This is a genomic window from Spiroplasma endosymbiont of Labia minor, from assembly GCF_964019845.1.
In the GTDB taxonomy this organism is placed as follows: Bacteria; Bacillota_I; Bacilli_A; order Mycoplasmatales; family Mycoplasmataceae.
Genome location: NZ_OZ026465.1, coordinates 884005 through 908013, shown reverse-complemented (window position 1 = coordinate 908013; position 24009 = coordinate 884005). Strand labels below are relative to the sequence as shown.

Annotated in this window: 23 protein-coding genes; all 23 read left to right on the top strand. The window is 25.9% G+C overall.

Annotated features, from left to right (window positions below):
- The first annotated feature begins 14 nt into the window (after positions 1–14).
- The 23 genes from AACK85_RS04610 to pyk all read left to right on the top strand — a co-directional run bounded on the left by AACK85_RS04610 (position 15) and on the right by pyk (position 23783).
- Positions 15–1403: a hypothetical protein gene (locus AACK85_RS04610; RefSeq protein WP_338969668.1), complete on the top strand. Its 1389-nt coding sequence runs from the start codon at positions 15–17 to the stop codon at positions 1401–1403.
- A 41-nt stretch (positions 1404–1444) separates the two neighbouring features.
- Positions 1445–2047 carry a hypothetical protein gene (locus AACK85_RS04605; RefSeq protein ID WP_338969667.1) on the top strand — a complete coding sequence of 201 codons (603 nt, stop codon included), beginning with the start codon at positions 1445–1447 and terminating at the stop codon, positions 2045–2047.
- On the top strand, positions 2010–3812 hold the full coding sequence (locus tag AACK85_RS04600) for a hypothetical protein (protein ID WP_338969665.1): 1803 nt from the start codon (positions 2010–2012) through the stop codon (positions 3810–3812). The genes AACK85_RS04605 and AACK85_RS04600 overlap by 38 nt, the downstream gene beginning before the upstream one ends.
- Positions 3813–3896: 84 nt before the next feature.
- On the top strand, positions 3897–4085 hold the full coding sequence (locus AACK85_RS04595; protein ID WP_338969664.1) for a hypothetical protein: 189 nt from the start codon (positions 3897–3899) through the stop codon (positions 4083–4085).
- 96 nt (positions 4086–4181) lie between these two features.
- A complete protein-coding gene (gene rpsL / locus AACK85_RS04590; protein WP_338969663.1) occupies positions 4182–4595 on the top strand; it encodes a 30S ribosomal protein S12 in 414 nt (137 codons plus the stop codon).
- A gap of 70 nt (positions 4596–4665) precedes the next feature.
- Positions 4666–5133 (top strand): 30S ribosomal protein S7, encoded by a 468-nt coding sequence (gene rpsG, locus AACK85_RS04585; RefSeq protein WP_338969661.1) that lies wholly within the window; start codon positions 4666–4668, stop codon positions 5131–5133.
- Between the two features lie 51 nt (positions 5134–5184).
- Positions 5185–7260, top strand: a complete 2076-nt coding sequence (gene fusA, locus AACK85_RS04580; RefSeq protein ID WP_338969659.1) for an elongation factor G — start codon at positions 5185–5187, stop codon at positions 7258–7260.
- 424 nt (positions 7261–7684) lie between these two features.
- Positions 7685–9997, top strand: coding sequence for a M60 family metallopeptidase (locus tag AACK85_RS04575; protein ID WP_338969657.1), 2313 nt, complete (start codon positions 7685–7687; stop codon positions 9995–9997).
- A gap of 505 nt (positions 9998–10502) precedes the next feature.
- A complete protein-coding gene (locus tag AACK85_RS04570) occupies positions 10503–10724 on the top strand; it encodes a hypothetical protein (protein WP_338969655.1) in 222 nt (73 codons plus the stop codon).
- Between the two features lie 239 nt (positions 10725–10963).
- Entirely contained in the window at positions 10964–12151 is a 1188-nt protein-coding gene (gene tuf / locus AACK85_RS04565; protein ID WP_338969653.1) for an elongation factor Tu, read from the top strand.
- A gap of 82 nt (positions 12152–12233) precedes the next feature.
- Complete coding sequence (locus AACK85_RS04560; RefSeq protein ID WP_338969652.1) at positions 12234–15485, top strand: hypothetical protein; 3252 nt, start codon at positions 12234–12236, stop codon at positions 15483–15485.
- A 222-nt stretch (positions 15486–15707) separates the two neighbouring features.
- Complete coding sequence (locus AACK85_RS04555; RefSeq protein WP_338969650.1) at positions 15708–15893, top strand: hypothetical protein; 186 nt, start codon at positions 15708–15710, stop codon at positions 15891–15893.
- A 271-nt stretch (positions 15894–16164) separates the two neighbouring features.
- Positions 16165–16386: a hypothetical protein gene (locus tag AACK85_RS04550; protein WP_338969648.1), complete on the top strand. Its 222-nt coding sequence runs from the start codon at positions 16165–16167 to the stop codon at positions 16384–16386.
- 23 nt (positions 16387–16409) lie between these two features.
- Positions 16410–16676, top strand: coding sequence for a hypothetical protein (locus tag AACK85_RS04545; protein WP_338969646.1), 267 nt, complete (start codon positions 16410–16412; stop codon positions 16674–16676).
- A 147-nt stretch (positions 16677–16823) separates the two neighbouring features.
- The gene (locus tag AACK85_RS04540; protein ID WP_338969644.1) at positions 16824–16976 is read left to right on the top strand and encodes a hypothetical protein; all 153 of its coding nucleotides are present in this window, start codon (positions 16824–16826) and stop codon (positions 16974–16976) included.
- Positions 16977–17184: 208 nt separating this feature from the next.
- Entirely contained in the window at positions 17185–17466 is a 282-nt protein-coding gene (locus AACK85_RS04535) for a hypothetical protein (protein ID WP_338969641.1), read from the top strand.
- A gap of 438 nt (positions 17467–17904) precedes the next feature.
- Entirely contained in the window at positions 17905–18150 is a 246-nt protein-coding gene (locus AACK85_RS04530) for a hypothetical protein (protein WP_338969639.1), read from the top strand.
- 455 nt (positions 18151–18605) lie between these two features.
- Positions 18606–18773 (top strand): hypothetical protein, encoded by a 168-nt coding sequence (locus AACK85_RS04525; protein ID WP_338969637.1) that lies wholly within the window; start codon positions 18606–18608, stop codon positions 18771–18773.
- 87 nt (positions 18774–18860) lie between these two features.
- The gene (locus AACK85_RS04520; protein ID WP_338969635.1) at positions 18861–19562 is read left to right on the top strand and encodes an ATP-binding cassette domain-containing protein; all 702 of its coding nucleotides are present in this window, start codon (positions 18861–18863) and stop codon (positions 19560–19562) included.
- Positions 19563–19728: 166 nt separating this feature from the next.
- Positions 19729–20595 carry a hypothetical protein gene (locus AACK85_RS04515; protein WP_338969633.1) on the top strand — a complete coding sequence of 289 codons (867 nt, stop codon included), beginning with the start codon at positions 19729–19731 and terminating at the stop codon, positions 20593–20595.
- 15 nt (positions 20596–20610) lie between these two features.
- Positions 20611–21201, top strand: a complete 591-nt coding sequence (locus AACK85_RS04510) for a lipoprotein (RefSeq protein ID WP_338969631.1) — start codon at positions 20611–20613, stop codon at positions 21199–21201.
- Positions 21202–21263: 62 nt separating this feature from the next.
- Entirely contained in the window at positions 21264–22238 is a 975-nt protein-coding gene (gene pfkA, locus AACK85_RS04505; RefSeq protein ID WP_338969629.1) for a 6-phosphofructokinase, read from the top strand.
- Between the two features lie 108 nt (positions 22239–22346).
- On the top strand, positions 22347–23783 hold the full coding sequence (pyk, locus tag AACK85_RS04500; RefSeq protein ID WP_338969627.1) for a pyruvate kinase: 1437 nt from the start codon (positions 22347–22349) through the stop codon (positions 23781–23783).
- Positions 23784–24009 lie beyond the last annotated feature (226 nt).

Here is a 24009-nt window from a genome sequence, read left to right as displayed (position 1 = left end):
GGGGCGATTAGATTATGAATTTAAATCCTTATGAGCGTATAAAAAAAGAACGTGAAGATAAAAATCGAGCTAAACGTCAAGAAGAATTATCAAAACAAATTTTTAATAATTTTGATTATTCAAATAACAACATAAATAGTAATGTTAATTTAACGAGAAATCCACAAATTAATCAAACATCAACATCAATACCAATAAATCAAGTTTCAAATATTTCTCAATCACCAAATTTTATTAAAAATATTAAAAGCGGTGAATCTGTATTGCAATTTTTTGGTATTTTTGGAGATTATAAAGTTGTTAAAAATATGATTGCAACTATATTAAATCAAATGAGGGATGTTAATACTATTGTAATTAAGATAAAAAGAGTATTTTTATATTCAACGCCGTATTTATTTTTTTTAAAACAAATAATAAATTCTTTACCAATTGTTTCTTTAGAAGACAAAAGAGTTTTATGAGCAAGGGTTTCAATATTCTTATCTGTAACAGAATATGGTAAATCAGAGAGCGACTACATGTACAAATTATCTGAGTCATTAAATTTCGATGATCCAATAATTATGATAAGAAATGAATTTAAAGATATCTTTAATGCGTATTCAATAAAAGCACCAATTTGCATAATTCTGGATGATTTTAGAGGAATAAACTACGAAGAAACAACTAAAATAATAAATTTAACAACGTCCTTATTTTCAACGATAACAAATATGAAATTTATTATAGATATGAATATTCCAACAATACAATCTTATTTTAATATAAATGGTGGTTCATATGATAATTGACTGTCTTTGTTTGATGAAGTGTTGAATGATTCGAATATTTTAAAAAAAATGGAAAATACTCAAGTAACAACATCAAAAATACCTGATTTTTTGGAACCTAATAAATTCAATTCTGCTAATTTATCGAGCAATTTGACTGATAAATTAAATACCAATTTAGATAATTTACAAACTTACAAATCAACTGCTACAGATTATAATTCAGATAACTTTGATTTTTCACATTTCGATCCCGAGGGTATGAAAAATTGAAATGAGGCAACTGATGATAATACTGTAAGAATTACGTGAGCAAAACCAACGAATCAAAATTCACAAATACAATCACAGCAATTTAATAATAATTATGAAAATGGTACTGAAAATTCGAATTATACAGACAGTATTTATAGACAAACTAATAGTTTTTCTGGCTCGAAACCTTCCCAAATGTCAAATTTTGAAGATAAAATTTCAACGGATAATTTCAATAATAATTATCAAATGAATGATGGTTTTTTACCAGAACAACTCAAAGGAAGAAAAATTTTAATAAACCAACAAAGACAAAATAATAACATTAATGATAATTATTTGTCTGTACCAAATAGTTGGTCAAATATGAAATAAGTTTTATATACAAAATAATAAAATGATTAGGAGGATTTATTATGTTTATGACTTTAGCAATTATTTCTTGAATTTTAATTTTAATAGGTGGTTTAATTCAAGCGTTTTTTGGAGTATGTGGTCTGTTACCTGAAATAGCCCAATACGTGCCAAAACAAATTACCGATTTTATGAATACTCAATATTTAGGATCTGCCGATTTAAATAATAGTGTAGTCAATGGTGATCCTATTATAGCATCGTATATTGTGCCTATTTTATTACTTGTGTTTAGTGTAATAGTTATAATATTAGCTATTATTGAATTTTCAAGACTAAGAAAACGTCAAAAAATTTCGAAACCATTAGTAAAATTAATTCTAGTTGCAATAATTGTAGCTTCATTGATTTATGGTTTAGGAGAAGTTTTAATTTTAGCAATATTCTGTTTGATTGCATTGGTATTGTTAGAAGTAATTTTGTTTGATACAGAAGCATTAAACAATTATGCAGAAGAAAGAAATTTAATTACCATTTATCGAGAAGAACGCAAATTTGAACGTGAAATTTCTAAAGAAGGAAAAGTACGTTGAGGACGTGGAACAGGGTTTACAAATAGTAAAAAATATGCCGGACCAAAATGGGAAAGCAAACACAAATGATAGTTTAACTTCATTTCCTGTTGAAAATGAAGTAATAGATTTACATAACGAGAGAAAATACCCATTTAATGATGTTGTAGGTATCGAAAAGGGTAGAGGTGTAGATTTCTTAGAAAATTTAGATATATCTAGTGATATGACAGACATAAATCAAGTTGAAACTAGAGGTATCAAAGCAGACAATATTTCATATAATCAATTGGAACAGGAAATTGAAAACTATCAGAATAAATTAAAAGAGGAAGAAGCCCTTTCCGCACAAAATTCATCATTAAATGAAAATATTAACGATTTTAATGAAAATACAGAAGAATCAATTAATTTTATTGATAATCCAGCAAATGTTCACAATAAACATTTTGCAAAAATTTATAAAGAATATTTGAAAAAATCAAATAAATTGAAAATTATGTATTCCAATTTAGCAGCTAAGTTAAGAAATGGAGAGTTATCAGAATATAACGCTCTAAAACAGCAAAATCAATATAACGATTTAGCTAGTAAGATAAATTCTTTAGCTGTTGTTTTGAGATTGTCTAGAAAATTTTTATGGAGTTATATTGATGTAACATCAGCATTAGAAGATCCATCTGCAAACATTTTATTAAAAACATTTGCTAGAAAACAAAATAAATTTAAAGAAGTAGGTAATTTACTTTCTAGTAATTTTGTAAATGAAGATTTCGAAGATTTAGAAACAAATCATTTTAATGTGTCGGAACCGTTAATTTTAAATGAAGATGATGAAAATAATACAGAAACAATCAATCCGGTTGAAGCTTTATTAATACAACCAACTAACGGTGAAGTATTGCCAAAACAATCAATAGAAATTGATGATAGCAATATAACTAATCAAAATGAAATTAATATAGAAAAAGTCCCTCCTAAAAATCAAAACGAAAATAAAACAATTAGTTCAGTAACTTCAAATCAAAATTTTGATCGAATGAATTCTTTTTTGAATGCAGCAAATAAAAATACTGCAGATTTAAATAATAATTTAAATCAAAATGAAGTAAATTTAAATCAAATTAAAACAGACGTTAATCAAAACGTACAACCAAGTGTCGCTTCAAATTTATCTGCAAATCATCAATTTACACAAAAAATAGATGAACCAATAAATTTAAATGAGAATAAAATTAATTTAGACTTAGATAATTATGCATCAGAAGATACTGTAGATTATCAAACAAATACAATAGATATTTCAAACCAAAATGTAGATGAAATAGATGGTGATGATGTTGATAATCAATTTATAACTCAAGATAATAGTGAAATACCAGAAAATTATATTAATAAACAATCGTTGAATAAAAATAATGTTCAACAACAAAACACACTTAACAATAGTAATTTAGAAGATAAATTTAAAACTAGTGAATCAAAAGTGTTTTTTGATAATGTAGAAAATAGAATAAAAAACTTAGAAAATACATTGACAAAATTAACTGTGGCCTCTAATCAAATTAATACTAATCGTCTAACATTATTGCAAGATGACATATATTCTATTTACAATCAATTAAATAACATAACTACAAATATTAATGAAAATGAATTTATGTCAGCAACGGCAAACTATAATCTTGCAAGTGGTCATGCAGCAGCTTTATCATCTAGATATGCTTATAATATTGGAGATAGAAAACTAAATTCCATATTAGCAAAAACACAAAAAAGAAGTCTAAAACATATTCATGGTAAACAATTATTGTCAGATGGAACAGTTATCTGTCCATATTGTGGTGCCAAAGTCTAGAATTTTATTCAATTTAAACCTATCTAATTACTAGAAAAATCACAATAAAAATGTTATGCTAGTAGAAATGTTAGGAGTTTTAAAATGACAAAAGAAGAATATAAAGTAAAAGTTACTGAACTTAAAAATGATGTTAAAAAAGCAGAACAAAAAGTTAAAAAAATCAAAGATGATATTTCAACAAAATATACTGAATTAGGTCTTGCAAAAACAAGACTAAAAGAGCAAAAACAAGAAATGAAACTTTTTTTAAAAACAACTAAACCCGAATAAGGGTTTTTTATTTTAAAATATTATTTTAATAAAAAATGTGTATAATTATATTTGTGTAATTGCGATACACACGGAAAAGTGGAAAGGAGAAATTTTATGCCAACAATAAATCAATTAGTGAGAAAACCAAGAAAAGCAAAAACTTGAAAAACTAAAGCTCCCGCTTTAAACAGGGGAGTAAACAGTTTATTAAAAAAGGTTATTAAAGTTACAGCACCTCAAAAACGTGGAGTATGTACTCGTGTTGCCACTATGACACCTAAAAAACCAAACTCGGCTTTACGTAAATATGCTCGTGTACGTTTAACAAATGGTATGGAAGTTACAGCATACATTCCGGGAGAAGGACACAACTTACAAGAACATAGTGTTGTTCTAATTCGTGGTGGACGTGTTAAAGATTTACCTGGAGTTCGTTATCATATTATTAGAGGAACTCTAGATACTACCGGAGTTAATAAACGTGCACAAGGACGTTCACGTTACGGAACAAAAAGACCTAAAAATTAGTTAATAATTTCGTGATATCGCATTTTACAACATTTAATAAAAATTTTGAATTGAAAGGAGTTGAATTACTATGCGTAAACACCAAGCTGAAAAAAGAGATGTTTTACCAGATCCAGTATATTCATCTAAATTAGTAACTCGCGCAGTTAATAAAATTATGTTAGATGGAAAAAGAGGGACTGCGCAATCTATCTTATATGGTGCTTTTAAGAAAATAGAAGCAAAAACAAATACATCACCAATTGAAATATTTGATAAAGCAATTGAAAACATTAAACCTTATTTAGAATTAAAAGTTCGTCGTATTGGAGGAGCAAATTATCAAGTTCCAATTGAAGTATCTCAAGATAGAAAAGTTACTTTAGCATTACGTTGATTAATTAATTATGCAAGATTAAGAAATGAAAAAGAAATGGTAGATCGTTTAGCTAATGAAATTATAGATGCTTCAAATAATACTGGAGGATCTATTAAAAAACGTGAGGATACTCATAAAATGGCTGAAGCAAACAAAGCATTTGCACATTATCGTTTTTAATTAATAAAAATAAGTATATTAAATTACTTAAAATGTTTATAGGAGAAAATTATGCCAAGAGAATATAGTCTTGAAAAAACAAGAAACTTTGGTATCATGGCGCATATAGATGCTGGTAAAACTACTACTACAGAACGCATTTTGTTTCATACAGGAAAAATACATAAAATAGGTGAAACTCACGAAGGTGAATCACAAATGGATTGAATGGCACAAGAGCAAGAACGTGGTATTACTATTACATCTGCTGCAACGACTGCGTTTTGAAAAGATCATCGTTTTAATATTATTGATACTCCAGGTCACGTAGATTTTACAATTGAAGTTGAACGTTCATTAAGAGTTTTAGATGGTGCTGTTGCGGTACTTGATGGACAATCTGGTGTTGAACCACAAACAGAAACTGTTTGAAGACAAGCAACAACATATAGAGTTCCTCGCGTTGTTTTTGTAAATAAAATGGATAAAACAGGGGCCGATTTTATTTATTCTGTTAAATCAATTGGAGATAGATTGGGCGCAAATGCAGCACCAATACAATTACCAATTGGTGCAGAGGACCAATTTGATGGAATTATTGATTTAGTTGAAATGAAAGCCTACCATTTTGATGGTAAAGCAGAAGAAATTGCAACAGAAATTGAAATCCCTTCAGATTTAAAAGAACAAGCTGAAAAACTTCGTCTTGAATTGATAGAAAAAGCTGTCGAATATGATGAAGAATTATTATTAAAATTTTTGGATGGAGGAGAAATTACAATTCCTGAATTGAAAAAAGCAATTCGAGAAGGTGTGCTTTCAGCTGAATTTTTTCCAGTGTTAGCTGGTTCAGCGTTTAAAAACAAAGGGGTAAAATTATTATTAGATGCCGTTATTGATTATTTACCAAATCCATTGGATATTCCATCAATTAAAGGTATTTTACCAAATGGTAGTGAATCAGAGAGACATGCATCAGATTCAGAACCATTTTCTGCACTTGCTTTTAAAATAATGACAGATCCATTTGTAGGAAAATTGACATTTTTCCGTGTTTATTCAGGTGCTTTAAGTAAAGGCAGTTATATATATAACGCTACAAAAGACAAGAAAGAACGAATTGGTCGTATTTTAAGAATGCATGCTAATAATCGTGAAGAAATTGAAGATGTTTATGCAGGAGATATTGCTGCTGGAATTGGATTAAAAGATACAACTACTGGTGATACTTTATGTGATGAAAAATCACCAATAATTTTAGAATCAATTCATGTTCCAGAACCAGTTATTCATTTAGCTTTAGAACCTAAAACAAAAGCGGATCAAGAAAAAATGTCTTTAGCTTTAAATAAATTGGCAGAAGAAGATCCAACATTTAGAACTTATACAGATGAAGAAACTGGTCAAACCATTATTGCGGGTATGGGAGAATTACATTTAGATATTTTAGTTGATCGTATGAAACGTGAATTTAAAGTTGAAACAAATGTTGGAGCACCACAGGTCTCTTATCGTGAAACAATTCGTGAAGCTACTAAAGCTGAAGGAAAATATGTTAAACAATCTGGTGGACGTGGACAATATGGACACGTTGTTATTGAATTCCAACCAAATACAGATAAAGGGTTTGAATGAGTTGATAAAATCGTCGGTGGTAAAATTTCTAAAGAATACATTAATGCAGCACGTGTTGGTTTAGAAAATGCGTTGCAAAATGGTGTATTAGCTGGATATCAAATGATAGATGTTAAAGCAACTATTGTTGATGGTTCATATCATGAAGTTGATTCCAATGAAATGGCATATAAAATTGCTGCGTCACTTGCTCTAAAAGAAGGTGCAAAACGAATGAAACCAGTGATTTTAGAACCGATTATGTCAGTTGAAGTAACTGTCCCAGATGAATATTATGGAGATGTTATGGGAAACATTTCATCAAAACGTGGTTTAATAGAAGGCTCTGAACAACGCGGCAATGCACAAACTGTTAAATCAAAAGTTCCATTATCTGAAATGTTTGGTTATGCAACAGAGTTACGTTCATTTACTCAAGGACGTGGAAACTATACAATGATTTTTAGTCATTATGCAGAAGCACCAAAATCAATTGCAGAAGAAATTATTAAAAAATCAGGCAAAGGTCAATAATGTAAAAAAGTAAGTATCAATCTTAAATATCTTTTTACAAGTATACAAAATGTTTTATTTTAAATTAAACAGTATTTTCAATGAAAATACTGTTTTTTACTTTTAATTTAAAATATATAAACGAAAGTGAGTATTTGTTTTTAGAACTATTTGATTGTAATTATAATGACTAATATAATCATCAACCAAGATTTTAAGTTTATTAAAATTATTTTGTTTTAAAATCGCTGAACTCTAACTTTGTTTTTAAAAGGAAGTTCTTGCAAACTGCATAATCTATTGAATTGCAGCTTCTCCTAATAAATAATATATGTAATTTTTAATGATAATTATTATATAATTATAATGTATTTGTGATTAGTTTTCAAATATATAGTTAATTATTTTAATTTAATAATATTAAAAAAGGATGATATTTATGAATATGAAAAAATTACTAATCTTGTTTACAACAATCAATGTATCAACTGTAAGTTATATGAATTTAATTTCTTGTGCAGTAATAGATTTTGATAAAAATGATAATTTTAACAATTTATTTAAAGATACCAAAAAAAATTTAACAACTGAAGAAGCAAGTTATTATGCACAAACTCGATTTAAATTTTCTGGTTTTAAACCTACCAAATATTTTGTACCAAGTAATACAAAAATAACAATTAAATTTAAGATAAAAAATATCTCAACGTATGATCAATTAATTGAGAAATATCCAGATTTAAAAACTTTTAGTTTGAAAGTGTATTTTACAGGTGCATACAGTGCATACAATCTATACAGTTCAGACGGCACCGATTTTATTTTATCAAAAAATGGTGATTTTCAATATGATAAAGAATCAAGTTTCACAACTAATACTGGTGGTTTTTTATCATTTACAAATTATCCATGATTTAGTGAAGAACTTATCGAAACATTAAGAGATAGCATTGAAATTATTAATAAAGATGATGTAAAAGAAAATATTTATTTTAGTACTGTTGAAAAAAACATGACAGACAAAGAAGTGTGAACAAAATTATATGCATTAGCAGATAAATACAAATATTCACGTAATGATGTTTTGGATATTACAAAAATTCCAGATGTGCCTTTCTTAATTTTGGAAGGTGAAAACATCATTTATCAAATTCAGACTAAGCGTTTAATTGCTTATTTAGCATTTAGAACTGAAAAAAATTATCGTAATTACTCAATTACTGCATTAATTCAATTACTAGATAATGCCAAAAAAACAGCTGATGAAAATTATGGCTTAAGTAATGAAAATTATGGCGCAGATTATAAACCAAATTATAAGTTGCAATTTGCAGATAATGATTCAGGTCATGATATGTATTATGCAAGTAATGGCTATATATCAATACATGATTTTTTATTTGGTAAAGATGAAAATGGTGATTATACAGTTGCAGATCAAAATTGAGGCTTAAATAAATCAACAGTTTATGATGACTTTATTTTCAACCCTGATTTAGACTTATCTATAAATAAAACAAATGAAAAAATAATTATTGCACTAAAAAGTAAAATCAATTGAGGTTTAGTACATGAAATTGGACATGTTTATCAGAATCCAGAATATTATCTAAGTTGATGATCAGAAGTTTCTGTAAATATTAATAGTTTCATGAGTTCTAGAAAATTTTTTAAAGAATCATTATCAACGAGTGAATATGCAAATGCTGGTGGAGATTGAATTAAAAAATGATCAAAAGAGCCAGATAATTATTTGAAACAAATAAAATTCATGAAAGATAATAATATTTCTTTTGCTAATATAAAAGATAGTACTGAAATATCCTATACGGATATGGGAGCTTTATTTTGATTTCAATTAATTTCGGCTTTTGGTGATGATTTTATGCCTACATTAAATCATTATTATCGTGTAAATGGCAATAAAAATAATACAAACAATACAACTAAATTAGATAAATTAGTGCGAACAATGTCTATAATTACAAAAACAAATCTAACTAAATTTTGTCAGTGATGGAATATTGAGTTATCATCTGAAACGCTTGATGTAATGAAAAATTTTGGTGCCGATAATAGTGATACAATTAAAGACAATATGTTGTATAAGAAATGATATGAACCAATTGTATTAAAATCTGGTATTGAAACATTAGGAAATTACTATGACAACATTAAATCACTTGCAAATGATAAAGATACTGTTTTTTCAAGATTACAAATTTCATTTGGGTATGGACAAAATACAGATTCAAAAATAGAACCTTCAACATTATGATATATGAAAAAAATGTATAACGAGAAATTAGAAATGGGTAATTCTATAAATTATGAATATTCAAAACAACTAAAACAAGAATATATAGAAGATAAAAATATTCCTAAATTTTCATTTAGATTGTATTCAAATAATTATTGTGGTTTTTATATATCTGCAGCTTTAGGCAAAATTAATGTTGAAGCAGATAATTATACAAAACCAATTCACTATAATAATGATCCTGAATGAAAATATTTTGGTTTTAAACTAATTGATGAAAATGGGAAAATTATAAAAGATTTTTCAATGGCTAGTTCAGATAATATAAATAAATTATATGAAGAAATAAATGATTTGTCAATTTCAAAAGGAAGTAAAATAGAACTATTTATTTCAGAACCACAGCGTGCGCATATATTTATAGAAAATGATTTTACCTTTGAATCACTTAACTATTTAGGTGTAAAAAATGATGATGTATATACAATTAATTTATAATTGTTCAATTATTATAAATTAGACAAAATGTTGCTAAAAATACACTTTGAAAATTTTACATAGAGAGTAGGATTTATTTCATGTTAAATATTTTTTTCAAAGTTGAAGATATTAATTTTTCTTATAAAAAAAGCAACAATGGAGTAAAAAATATCAATTTTCAACTTGATTAGGGCAAAATTATTTTACTTTTATGGCCAAATGGTGCTGACAAGACTACTTTAATTAAGACAATTTTTGGACAGTTAATAAAGGAATCAAGTAGATATGCATTATTGGATAAAGAACTATCAGGTGTTAACTAGAAAATATTGCCTTTTTCCCTGATTTAAGTAATATACCAAAAAATTTAAAATTTAAAATTTAAAGATTATTTAAATTTCATTGCCAGTTTAAACAAATTGAATAAAGAATAATTTCTAAAAAATTTAAATTCATTAAATGTGATTTTTGCAACTCAATATTTAATGAATAAGAAATTTGAAAAAATATCTTCTGGTCAAAAATGGACCTTATTGATAAGTGTGTTAATAACAAAACCACAAATTATTTTTTTGACAAACCAATAGCTAATTTAGATATAGATGCAGAACAAGAATTTACAAAAATATTTGAAATTTTAAAAGAACGTAATATAACACTCTTTATCACAACTCATCTTGCTAATAAAATGAGTAAAATTGCAGATTATTTAATTATTCTAAAAAGGCGAAATAATATGCAATAAAAAATTTTATCCGAATAAAGAAAAATTAATTAAAATTTATAGTCAGTATAGCAAAGATTATTAATTCAAAAATAAACGAAATAAGTAAAATAATTTAATATTAGTTATTTTTAACAAGTTAATTTTTTATATGCTTCATTTATAAAATATTTGTATTAATTATTGATTTTTGTAGAAAAACTTATATAATAAAATGGTAATTTGTCAAATATGACACAATATGAAGGAGAAATTAGCAAATGGCAAAAGAAGCATTTGATCGTAGTTTACCTCACGTTAACATTGGAACAATTGGACACGTTGACCACGGTAAAACTACTTTAACAGCTGCAATTACTAAAGTATTAGCAGCACAAGGTGGGGCAGAATTTAAAGATTACGCAAATATTGATAACGCTCCAGAAGAAAGAGAACGTGGTATTACAATCAATACTTCACACGTTGAATACAAAACAAAACAAAGACACTATGCTCATGTGGACTGTCCAGGGCATGCTGATTATGTTAAAAACATGATTACTGGTGCAGCGCAAATGGATGGGGCAATTTTAGTTGTTGCTGCAACTGATGGGCCAATGCCACAAACACGTGAACATATTTTACTATCACGTCAAGTTGGAGTTCCAAAAATCGTTGTCTTCTTAAACAAATGTGACATGGTTGATGATGAAGAATTAATTGACCTTGTTGAAATGGAAGTTCGTGACTTGTTATCACAATATGACTTTGATGGAGATAACGTACCAGTTATTCGTGGATCTGCTCTAAAAGCATTAGAAGGCGATGCAAAATGAGAAGGTAAAATTATGGAATTAATGGATGCAGTTGATTCATATATTCCAACACCAGTACGTGATACAGAAAAAGACTTATTAATGCCAGTTGAAGATGTATTTACAATTACTGGACGTGGTACTGTTGCAACAGGGCGTGTAGAACGTGGTATTGTAAAAGTTAACGAAGAAGTTGAAATAGTAGGATTGCATCCAATGCCTAAAAAAACAGTAGTTACTGGATTAGAAATGTTCCGTAAATTATTGGATTTTGCAGAAGCTGGAGATAATGTTGGTGCATTATTGCGCGGAGTTAATCGTGAAGATATTGAACGTGGTCAAGTTATTGCAAAACCAGGTTCAATCAAACCTCATACTAAATTAAAAGCACAAATTTATGCGCTTACTCAAGAAGAAGGTGGACGTCACAAACCATTCTTTAATAAATATCGTCCTCAATTTTACTTCCGTACAACAGATGTTACAGGGGAAGTTCAATTACCAGATGGAACTGATATGGTTATGCCTGGCGATAACATTGAATTTATAATCACTTTAATTAAACCTATTGCTGTTGAAAATGGAACTAAATTCTCAATTCGTGAGGGTGGACGCACTATTGGTGCAGGTACAGTTGTTGAAATTTTAGCCTAAATTAATTTTTATAAATAGTCTATACGTTTGTATAGACTTTTATTTTTATATATAATCATAAAAATAAAAAAGGTAGATGAATATGAGCTTTAAACAATTAATAAAACAAGCATTTGGAAATACCAAACGATATAAAATGTTTTATATTGTTATTTTTATTTTTGCTTTTTTGTGCACCGCATTAATTAACTCAGTTTTAACGTTTTATATTTCTTTTAATAGTTTGATAAATAATTTTAGTTTAATAGATAACTCAATTGGAATTACCTGGGGCAATAAAATTTATGAACAAAATGATGCAGTTGATAGTAGTGTTGAAAATTATTATAAAATGTCTTTTGAACAACTTGAAGATTTTAAAACAAATTTTATAGAAGATTTTGGTTTGAGTGAAAATGACAAATTAAGTAAACATAAGGAGTTTAAGTCTTTTATACTTAATTGGTCTAAAAGTAATTTTGATTTAAATTATGTAGATTTTTATGATCGAGTGATTAAAAAAAATAATTTAGATAAAACTTTACATAATTTAGAAAAATATAATTACAATTATCTTTTATATTATTTATATAAAGATAATGATAATAATGATAATATTTTTGATAATTTAAATATTTCAAATTATTGAGTTTCTAAAAATATTTCTTTTAAAAGTGCAGGTTTATATCTATTTTTAAATCCAAATAATGAATATGAACATATAAAGATGGATAAAAATATAGAACAACCAAAAATTTATAAACAAATTAAGGATAATGAAAGAAACACAAATCCAGGTGTTTGGGTTACACCTGCGTTCGCAAGTAGATTTAATGTAAAATTTGGTGACAATATTCCGTTAATAATTCCTGGAAACCCATCAAGGGAGTTTCAAATTATAGGTTATTTAACTACTCTTTTTTCAATTAATGAGGATAAAAATAATTCTAGAACTATATATGTAGATGATGAAAATTATTTTTTAAATAAAATTAAAAATTATCAAACTAAAAATGGCCAATATTTTTCGTTTGCAAATTTTAATACTTCATTTTCTAATGATAATATGAATCAACAGGAAATACATGATAAATTAATGAATGTAATGAATGATCACTTTTCATATATTAATGAAGTTCCAAATTTATCAGAAGGTATAATTGATAACTCTGATGGTGTTTTCGACAATTTGGGTTATTTTTCTTTAAGATATGATTGAATTAAGAATTCAAGCGGAGCTTTGGATTTATTATTAAATGTAATTATTTGATTAACTTTTACTCTCTTTGTTGTTGTTTTATGGTTTGCAATTTTAGAATTAATTAAAAAATCAAAAAAGGATTTGATTTTTTTAAGATCAATAGGAATAAGCAGATTTCAATTATCTTCATTATCTGCATTAACAGCTTTAATTCCAATAACATTTGGTTCGCTACTTTCAATATTATTGGTAGCTCCAATAGGAAGCCAATTTTCAAATATATGAATTAAAATAATTAACACTTATATGGAATTTTGAGATAATTTAACTATTTGATCTTTATTTATTGCAATTATAATGATTACGATAATAGGACTTATTTTTTTGTTAATAACTTTTACTTTTTTAAGGCCAAAAAATTTACATATATCCTCAGTTACAAAACCAGGTATTGTCGAATTAGGATTAAATAAAGTTAGTTCAAAAATCTTTGCAAGAAATTCTAAAATACGAATTTCATTTGCATACATGAACCATAATTTTTTTAAGGTAATAGCTGCATTTTTAATTATTTCTTTAGGTTTAACAGTTGTTTTATTTACAACTCAATTTAAAATTTCAACAAATGAAATTGCAAAGAATCCACAAAAAATTAATTATTATAATTACCAATTTCAATTAAAAGAGCCTTCAATTGTAGATGATAAAAATTTAATAAATAATAATACCGTTAATACAACCTATAGTGATAAATTAGAATCTGATTTTGAAAAAGATAATCTTACTTTATTATTTGATAATAGTTTTTTCTTACAGAATATGGCAAATGATGAAGCTTTTATCGCATCTTTAAATTCAAAATTTGCAGATAATTTATTAAATATCACAAAATTCTATATTAATGGTGAACAAATAAAGTTATTTGCTTTGTTACATCAAAAAATATTGAATAATGTTTCTGATAATTCAAGTGCAAATAGCTTAACTAAAAATTTTATATTGATATCTAGAAATATGATTATAACGTATTCAAAATTTTCAGGTTTAGATAGTCTAACTAAAGATGTACATTTAACATTTAAAAATTATTATTTTTTACCTGATGCAAATGATCAAACAAGTATTTCTTTTTTTGGCACAAAAGCTTATATCGGTTATAGTGATTCATATAATACTCCAATGATTTATGCAATTGATAGTGATTCTAATCCATTTAATATTAAAAATTTGAAATCAATTTCATATGAAAATGCTAAATTTTCATATATGGAAAATGGTGTAAAAAAATGAGGTTTGAACATTGATGTAGGGTATGAGCAAATTAAGTCAAATAATAATTTAAAAGTTGGTGATGTATATGATATGTCTCGTTTTTGAATGTTAAAAGGAAGGCCATCTGATAAAGCTGTTAAGATAAGAATAAATTCAATAAATAAGGAAAATTTAACAGATGATGTGGCTTATGTTAACAAGAGAGCATTTTTTCAGGTGTTATTTCAAAATCATTTTATAGATTATAATTTATATAATTCAATAAGAAATTCAAATTGGAAATTAATAGATAATTTTTCCCAAACAAATGATGTATTGAATTCTTTTATGGTTAAAAATTTTGTTATGACAGTTTCAAATGGTGGATATGGTTCAGAACTTGATAATTGAGACGATACAGATGATGTACAAGGTAATATTGAGCTTGAAGGGTTCGCAGAAAAAGGGACAAAAATTATTGAAAGTTTAAGTAATTTTATTGAGTTAACACAAAAAATAAATTTTGGTTTATTCATTATTTTAGCTGTAATTATTCTAGTTGTTGTGCAACTTGTCTTGATGCAAAATATTAGTATTATTTTAATGTTAAAAACTATGGGATACAAATTGCGTGAAGTTATTTTTAAAATTTTGATAGGTTATATTATTGGTCTTTTTGCTTCAATTGCTGTTTCTGCGTTTTTATGTATTATTTTAATAACAACAATGACTACGTATTTTTTAATAAATTATGGAGTTATTTTAGTATTTATAAATTCGTGACAATTTTATACAATTTTGACTGGATTTGCTATCGGTGTAATTTCAATAATTTTTGTTTCTGCTCAATTTACTTGAATAAATATTAAACCAAATGAAGCTTTTGATACATTAACTGTTTAAACTAAAATAAAAATTACAAAATTATTGACTTTTCATTTCTTTTTGACAAAATCAAAAAAATGAGGGGTATGATATTTTCTTGTAATTTAAATATTTATTAAAACAAGCATTTGGTAATGTAAAAAAAGCAAAAGGTTTTTATATTTTAATTTTTTTTGTTTTAATTTGTAATTCAGTCGCATCTTCAATGATAGCTTTAATATAAGAGTTAATAATGAAATTATGTCATTTAATAACGAAACTGACAATTCTATTTCTGCTCACTCATTTGGAAGTGTATACAAAGAATCTGCAACATTTGGAATTTCGCGAGTAATTTCTTCTTGCCCTTATTTTGAATGAAAAGAAAATCGTAAATGAAGTTCAAAAAATTTTCATTGCAATGATTATCAAGATAAAATAATTTAAATATAGATATATAAAAAATAATTGATGTTTCAAAGAATATAGAAAAATATAAATAATTATATTTATGGTATTTTTTCAAAATATCAAGAATTTTGAAAGTGTATTTTAGCACTTTGCAGCGACATCAAATTATGATTTTCTAAATGATATTTATAATAGTAATGTAATTTTAAATAATATAATCGTGTCATCTATAGTTGAAAATCAAGATTCTTTATTTTATAAATCAAAATCAATTTATAAACAAAAGTATTTGAATAAATTTCATCAGATGCCAAAAATCAAATATATGTGGCTCATCTTTTTAAGTCGATATAAATTAAAATTAGGTAATAAAATAAAGCCATCCATAAACAACAGTGAACAAGAAACTGAATTTACAATTACAGGTATTATGGTTGACTTGAATTCTATATTTGAACGTAAATTTAATGACGGAACAATTTATTTAAAAAATCCAGATAGTTTCTTTTTGATGATAATGGCTTTTTAATTTATTCGATTTATTATGTATTCATGAATAAAAATTTTGATAATGAATTTAATAGTCAAATTTTGCGTGATTATTTTAATAACTTTTTTATAAATAAAAATTATGATTCGGTAATTGATAATTTCTCTACAATTAAAGGAATTCATAATTCATTGGCTAAGCAAAAATTTATGTATGATTTTTTAGCGATTTGTTTATGAATTTTATGCGCCATCTTATTAATAGTAGTAATGCCAGGTGTGACAATAGTTGAATTAGTAAAAAACAATAAAAAAATGTTATTTTCTTAAGATTAATGGGGGGATCAAAATTCAAATAATCTATTTAACTATGTAGACTGCAATGATACCAACATCATTAGCAATAATATTATCTAATTTATTAGTTCCCTTTTTAGTGAAGTACTTTTACAGATATATTTAAGATAAATTAATACTGTGTTTAAATTTTGAGAAAATTTATCAATTATTTCTGTTTTTGCAGCTTTAGAATTATTTGCAATTTTAATTTCTACATATTCAATTGCAAATTTAATAATTCTAAATAATGATCATTTAAAAGTAACTAGTGTGCAAAACCAGGTAATTTAGAACTTAAATTAAACAGTATTACATCAAAAATTTATCAAAAAAATTCAAAAGCAAGAATATCTGCTGTTTTTGTAAATCACAATTTTATAAAATTAGCTGTATCTTTTATAATACTTACAATAAACTTAACTATTATACTATTCACTGTGCAGTTTAAATTTGCGGATGAAAATGTTCAGATTTTGTTATTGCAAATAATGGTCCATATGTGAATTATGCAATGATGAACAATAAATTAACTAATATTAATGGTAATTTAGATGTTATTACGGCTACAAAAGATAAAAATGAAAAACTAATCGGAAGTAATAATAAATTATTTAGTGATTTTTATTTCGTTAATTCTTTAAAAGGTCAAAATTTTATTGATGATATGGAATCTAAAGTAGAGTTGCATAAAAATGATATAAATAAACTTTTTAAATGTGAACAACTTTTGTTGTTATTAATTTTTTATAGAGATATTTTTGAAGCTAATATAGATAATTAGTTTAAATTTAAATATGATCTTACAAGACACATTATTAATATAACAAAAATCTATATACCGTTTTTATATACTAAATTAGGAATAGATAATATAAAAAATGCTACCATTACTTTTGGTGATAGATATATAAATATTTTTATAATAAAGCAGATTCAATTAACTCAAGTAATTTTGCAATTGTTTTTCTTCAACCAATTATGATAATGCTTTTTATGATTTAAAACAGAATATTGGTAGTTATAAAAAAATTTTAAATGTAAATGTTTCTTATTCTGTTAAATTTCATGATTCTAACTTAAAAGCGGAATCAATTATTTCACTAAGTGATTGATCTTGTTTTAATACACAAAAAATGAATCCTCAATTTAGGTTAGAATTAATTCAATTGTAAAAAAAGATTTTTATGATGTTTCTTTCTATGTAAATAAAAGAGCTTTGATGGAAGTCATTTACAATAGTGGATTATTAAATTTATCAGAAAGTCAATTTGAATTAATGAAGGAAAATGACTTTGCTGATTTGAATAATTATTATAGATCAATAGAAAAAAATACCATTTGTATTATTGAACTCTACTGTACTGTATCCTTTGGGAATGGAAATAATTTAATAGATTATGGTGATGGTGCTGATAGAAATTTATTAAATTTATATACACCTAAAATAATGGATTATAACAATTAAAAAGTGAAATTAATGAATACTTTGGCGGTTTTTTACAAACAGAATTAAAAATTACATGTGTATTAATGGTTATTTTAATTATAGTTACTTGCATTGTAAGCTTAATTATTTTAATAGAAAATGCATCAATTATTTTAATGCTAAAAACTATGGTTATAAATTAAACGAAGTAATATTTAAGTTATTATTTGGCTGTATTGCATCTTTTTGATGATTTCTTTTATACTGATTTATTCATAATTAATTTAGGCATTGCTTTTGTATTTGTTAATAATGCTTTATTTTACGCAATATCGGTAATTGTGAATTTTTATAATAATTTGAGTAGCTGTTGTTACTTGAAGTTCAATCAAATCTAATATGGTTTTTGATTCTTTGAGTATGTAATTGATTAATATTTTTTAAATTTACAAATAATCACTTATAATATTTATATTGAAAGGAAAATAGATAATATGTCAGAAAAAGTATATGATCCAAAATGTTTTAAATGCGTTGAGGAAATGAACAAATCAAATTTAAGTAAGGGAGTAGGAGGAAATATCTTATTACAAAAAATGCAACAAGGATTGACTTCTATGGATCCAGATTCAATATATGTTTGTGCACGTCACTCTAAATAAATTTTTATATAAAAACTTTTTATGGCTTTTTTTATTTATAATGTAAAATATTTATGCACCAAGAAATTTATATAGATGAGGTAATTAATGATAGAAATAAATAATGTTACAAAATCATATGGACATAATATTGGTAATTTTAATTTAAATATAAAAATTAACGATGGAGAAGTTTATGGTATATTGGGTCCAAACGGTGCTGGCAAGACTACTTTAATTCAACAAGTTATGGGATTTATAAAAACAGATGAGGGAGAAATTCTTATAGATGGTGTAAATCCATGAAAAAATTCTAGAAAAGTAATGGAATCAGTAGGTTATGTTGCTGGTGAAATTTCATTATATGAAAATTTAAAAGGAATAGAGTATTTAAAATTAGTTGCAAAAATTAAAAGAAATGTTGATGAAGATTTTTTAAATAAATTAATAGAACATTTCGATATAGATACAACAAGAAAAATAAAAAAAATGTCTAAAGGTATGAAACAAAAAATTGCATTAATTTCAGCTGCAATGTTAAAACCTAAATTCTTGGTTTTAGACGAACCAACTTCTGGATTGGATCCTGTTATGCAAGAACAATTTAATAAATTAGTTGAGCGACTTAAAAAAGAGGGTACAACAATACTTATGTGTTCTCATATTTTTGGAGAAGTGGTAAAACTTTGTGATCGTGTTGGTTTTATAAAAGATGGTAGGTTAATTAAAGAAATAGCTATTCAAAGTAATGACATTTTAAAATTAGAAAATGAATTTAAATCGCTATTTGGTGGAAAGGAAATTTTATAATGAAGCAGCAAAATATTGAAATAAAAGAAAATACTACTTCTAAAAAAATGATGTGATTGATTTTTTTTCTAGAAATCAAACTATAATTTTTAGTCATTTAAAAGTTTATAAGAATATAATTATATTTTTTGGTATTTTTTGGGGAATTATTTGTGCGTTATGTTTTTTGATAACAGTATTGAATCCAAATTTAAGTAATTATGGTATTGGTAAATTAATCATTGGTAAAATTGGTGTATTGGAAATTAAAAGATATGATTCTTCAACTTCAACTTCTGGACGTTTTTTCACAAATTTAACATCGATTTTTAATTATGTAATAATGGGTGTTCCCACAATGATATATTTTTCAATTGTAATTTTATTTTTTATAAATAAAACACTTTTTAAAGAAATTAATAATGGGCAATTTACAATTTGGGCTACTTCACCTGTATCCAGAACACAAATTTTACTTTCAAAATTTTCTTTTATTATTCTTTCTAATGCATTAATATTTGCACCAACATTTATTATTTCACTTGTTTGCTCTGGATTTGCACTAGATGCAAATGAAAATTTTAAATATGTTTTATTAAATGGCTTTCTATTTTTTATTTTTCTTTGTTTTTTAACTAGCTTATATTTCTTTTTAGCAATAATATTGGTTAATAAACCAGTTATAGTAAATCTTATATTATCTATACTTTTATTTTATATAACTACTACATGAATTTTGACTCTTATGAAAGATTTACTTTATTGAACAAATTTTGCAAAAGAATCATGATTTATAAAATATATATCGATTCAGTCATTATTTGCAAATATTTTGATAACAGATAATAGTAATTTAATGATTTGAGGATATTTTGATAAATATTTAGATGCACAGGGAAAATACGTATATGATTATTTACAAGTTAATTTGTTGTCTATCAAGAAGATTGATTCATTGTATGAATCATTAATGAACATAATTGTAGTAATTTCATCAGTTATTTTATTTAGTTTAGGATGTTTAGTTTTTTCAAGAAAAAACTTAAATATTTAAGAAGGGAATATTCAAATGAAAAAATTTTTAGGTATTTTTGGGTTAGTTGGATTACTAGGTGCAAGTTCAACCTCTGTTATTTCTTGCGCAAAACAAGAAATTGATAATTTTGTTGCTGCTTATTATAATGGCAATAATCCCTTTTACAATGATTTTGAAAGTGATAATAAATATACTACAACTTTAACAGAACAAATTTTATATAATTTTACTTGAAATTTTAGTTATTCACTTTTTGTTTTAAAAAACAATGTAGATACAGATTCGATAATTAATGAATTTAATAATACTGAAAAAACATATCAAGATTTGTTAAATATAACATATAGTGAGCAAAATCCTTATAAATATTTTCTAAATGGTGGTCAATTAGGCTCTACAATTGATATTACATCTCCAGATAGCGAGGTTGTTGGCCTAGTTACAGATAAAAATAATAATAATTATTATTTTGCAAATGCTAAATTGTTTATTTTTACATATGAATCGGTTGATTCTGTTAATACTAAATTAGCATTAGATACAAAATTAGAAAAATTTATTGTCTATAGAACTCAATTTCGATGCTACGATTTTGATAAAACTACAACTTTAATAAACAAATAATTTAAGATAACCATTTTATTTTGTATTATAATATTTGTGTTCTATTTTAGGAGGAATATTATATGCTTAAAAAAATAGGTGTACTAACATCTGGCGGAGATGCACCAGGTATGAATGCTGCAATTGCAGCTGTTATTAAGGCTGCAATTGCAAAAGGTATTGAACCCTATATAGTTAGAGATGGCTATAAAGGATTAATTAATGGATGATTTGAAAAAGTGGATTTATCATTTGCTGGAAATATAATCTCACGTGGTGGAACAGTCATTGGTTCTGCAAGGTTACCAGAATTTAAAGATGTAGCTGTCAGAGAAAAAGCAATTGTAAAATTGAAAGAAGCACAATTAGAAGCTTTGGTTGTTATTGGCGGAGATGGTTCTTATCAGGGAGCACAAAAATTAACTGATATGGGTGTAAACTGTATTGGATTGCCAGGTACTATTGATAATGACATAGCTTCTTCAGATTATACAATTGGTTTTGACACAGCATTAAATACAGTGGTTAGATCAATTGATGCAATCCGAGATACAATGGAATCACATAACAGATGTGCTGTTGTGGAAATTATGGGTAATAGTTGTGGCGATTTAGCTTTATATGCTGCAACAGCAACAGGAGTTGATGTTTTTTCAACATCAGAATCAAAACTAACAGAAGAAGAAATAATCAAACAGGTAAAAGATTTGGCTGCAAATAATAAACGTAGCGTTATTGTTGCAGTATCTGAGAATATGTATGATGTTCATCAGTTAGCAAAAGATGTAGAAAAAGAAAGTGGTTATGTAACTAGAGCAACAGTTTTAGGACATGTTCAACGTGGTGGAGTTCCATCTGCAATGGATAGGTTTTTAGCTACAACAGCAGGAATTTATGCAGTTGAACAATTATCCATAGGTAAAGGTGGTTTATATATCGGACAAGATGGTCAAAAACTTATTGCCAGGGATATAAATTCAACACTTAATATGCCAAGAGTTAATCGTGAAGAACTTACAAATGAAATTAGAAAGATAAATGATCCTTTTAAAAGATAGAAATTTATTAGATAAAACACTGAAATTATAATAATTTCAGTGTTTTATCTTGTAAAACATAGTCAAAATGCTAAAATACATATGTAAATAAAATATAGGAGAAAGAATATGAACTTAATTGATTTAAGCAAAAAAATTAAACGTACAAAAATTATTACTACTATTGGACCTTCTACACATAAAAAAGAAGATATTCAAAAATTATACGAAGCTGGAATGACAGCAATTCGTTTAAATTTTTCACACGGTGATTTTGAAGAACATGGTGCAAGAATTGAAGCTACAAAAGCTATTAGAGATGAATTTAAAAAACCGATTTCAATTTTATTGGATACAAAAGGTCCAGAAATTAGAGTTGGTAAAATGAAAGATGGTAAACAAAAAATAGTTGCTGGTTCAGTAATTACTATTTATACTTTGCCACAAGAATTCGATTCAAGAGAATGTGATGCTAATGAAATGACAGTTTCTTATGATATGTCAAAAGACCTAAAAATTGGGGATGTTATTTTAGTTGATGATGGTAAATTAAATATGACTGTTGAATCAGTGGAACCAGGAAAAGTAATTGCTAAAGCTTTTAATCATCATATTGTAAAAACAAATAAAAGAATAAACTTACCTGGTGTAGATTTTTCAATGCCATTTTTAGCAGAAAAAGATATCAGCGATATTAAATATGGATGTAAACAGGGAATTGATTATATTGCTGCTTCATTTGTTAATTCAGCTGACAATGTAAATCAAATTCGTGATATTTTAAGAGAACAAAAATGTGAAAAAATTCAAATTATTTCAAAAATTGAATCTCAATTAGGTATAGATAATATAGATGAAATTATTAATGCTTCGGATGGAATCATGGTTGCCCGTGGTGATCTTGGTTTGGAAATTCCTTATTATGAAGTTCCATATTGAGAAAAAGTAATTATTAGAAAATGTCGTGAAAAAGGTAAAATTGTTGTTGTTGCAACACAAATGTTAGAATCAATGACAGATAATCCAGCTCCAACACGTGCTGAAGTTACTGATGTATATTATGCTACAGAATTAGGATCAGATGCTACTATGCTATCTGGTGAATCAGCAGCAGGATCGTATCCATTTATAACAACAGCAACAATGGCTACAATTAATAAACGTGCTGAAATTGAATTTTATGGTAAATTATATTACGAACAAAATTTAGAGCAAGCAAGAAGAACTACTTCTGGACAGCGTTCAGAAATTGCAAATGAATTAGCCGAAATTTCAAGAACAGGTAAATATGAATATGCAATTGTGCTATCAAGAACGGGAGAATTATTGAAAACCATTTCAAAATTTAGACCAAATGTTACAATACTTGGTGTTTCTGAAGATGAATCATTATACAATGCTTTTGGAATATGACATTCTATTTTTATGAATAAAACTAAAGATTTAGATGATTTAAATAATTCTATTGAAGAATTATCTTCAATAGCTAAAAAATGAGGAGCAAAAAATGGAGAAAAAATCCTTGTTGTAAGAAATGAAAACATACGCGAAATAGAAGTTAAGTAAATATTTTTTTAAACTTTAATATAAAAGATAATTTATCTATATTAAAGTTTTTTATTTTAATAAAATTCAATTATAAAATTAATTTGATGTTTATTGACAAAAATACAAAATGTGATAAACTAAACACGTATTTTAATTCTATATATTTAAAGACACAATATTTTAAAAGGCAAATTTAGAGAGTTAATTGCTTGGTGAAAAATTAATCAATTTTAAAATTATTACT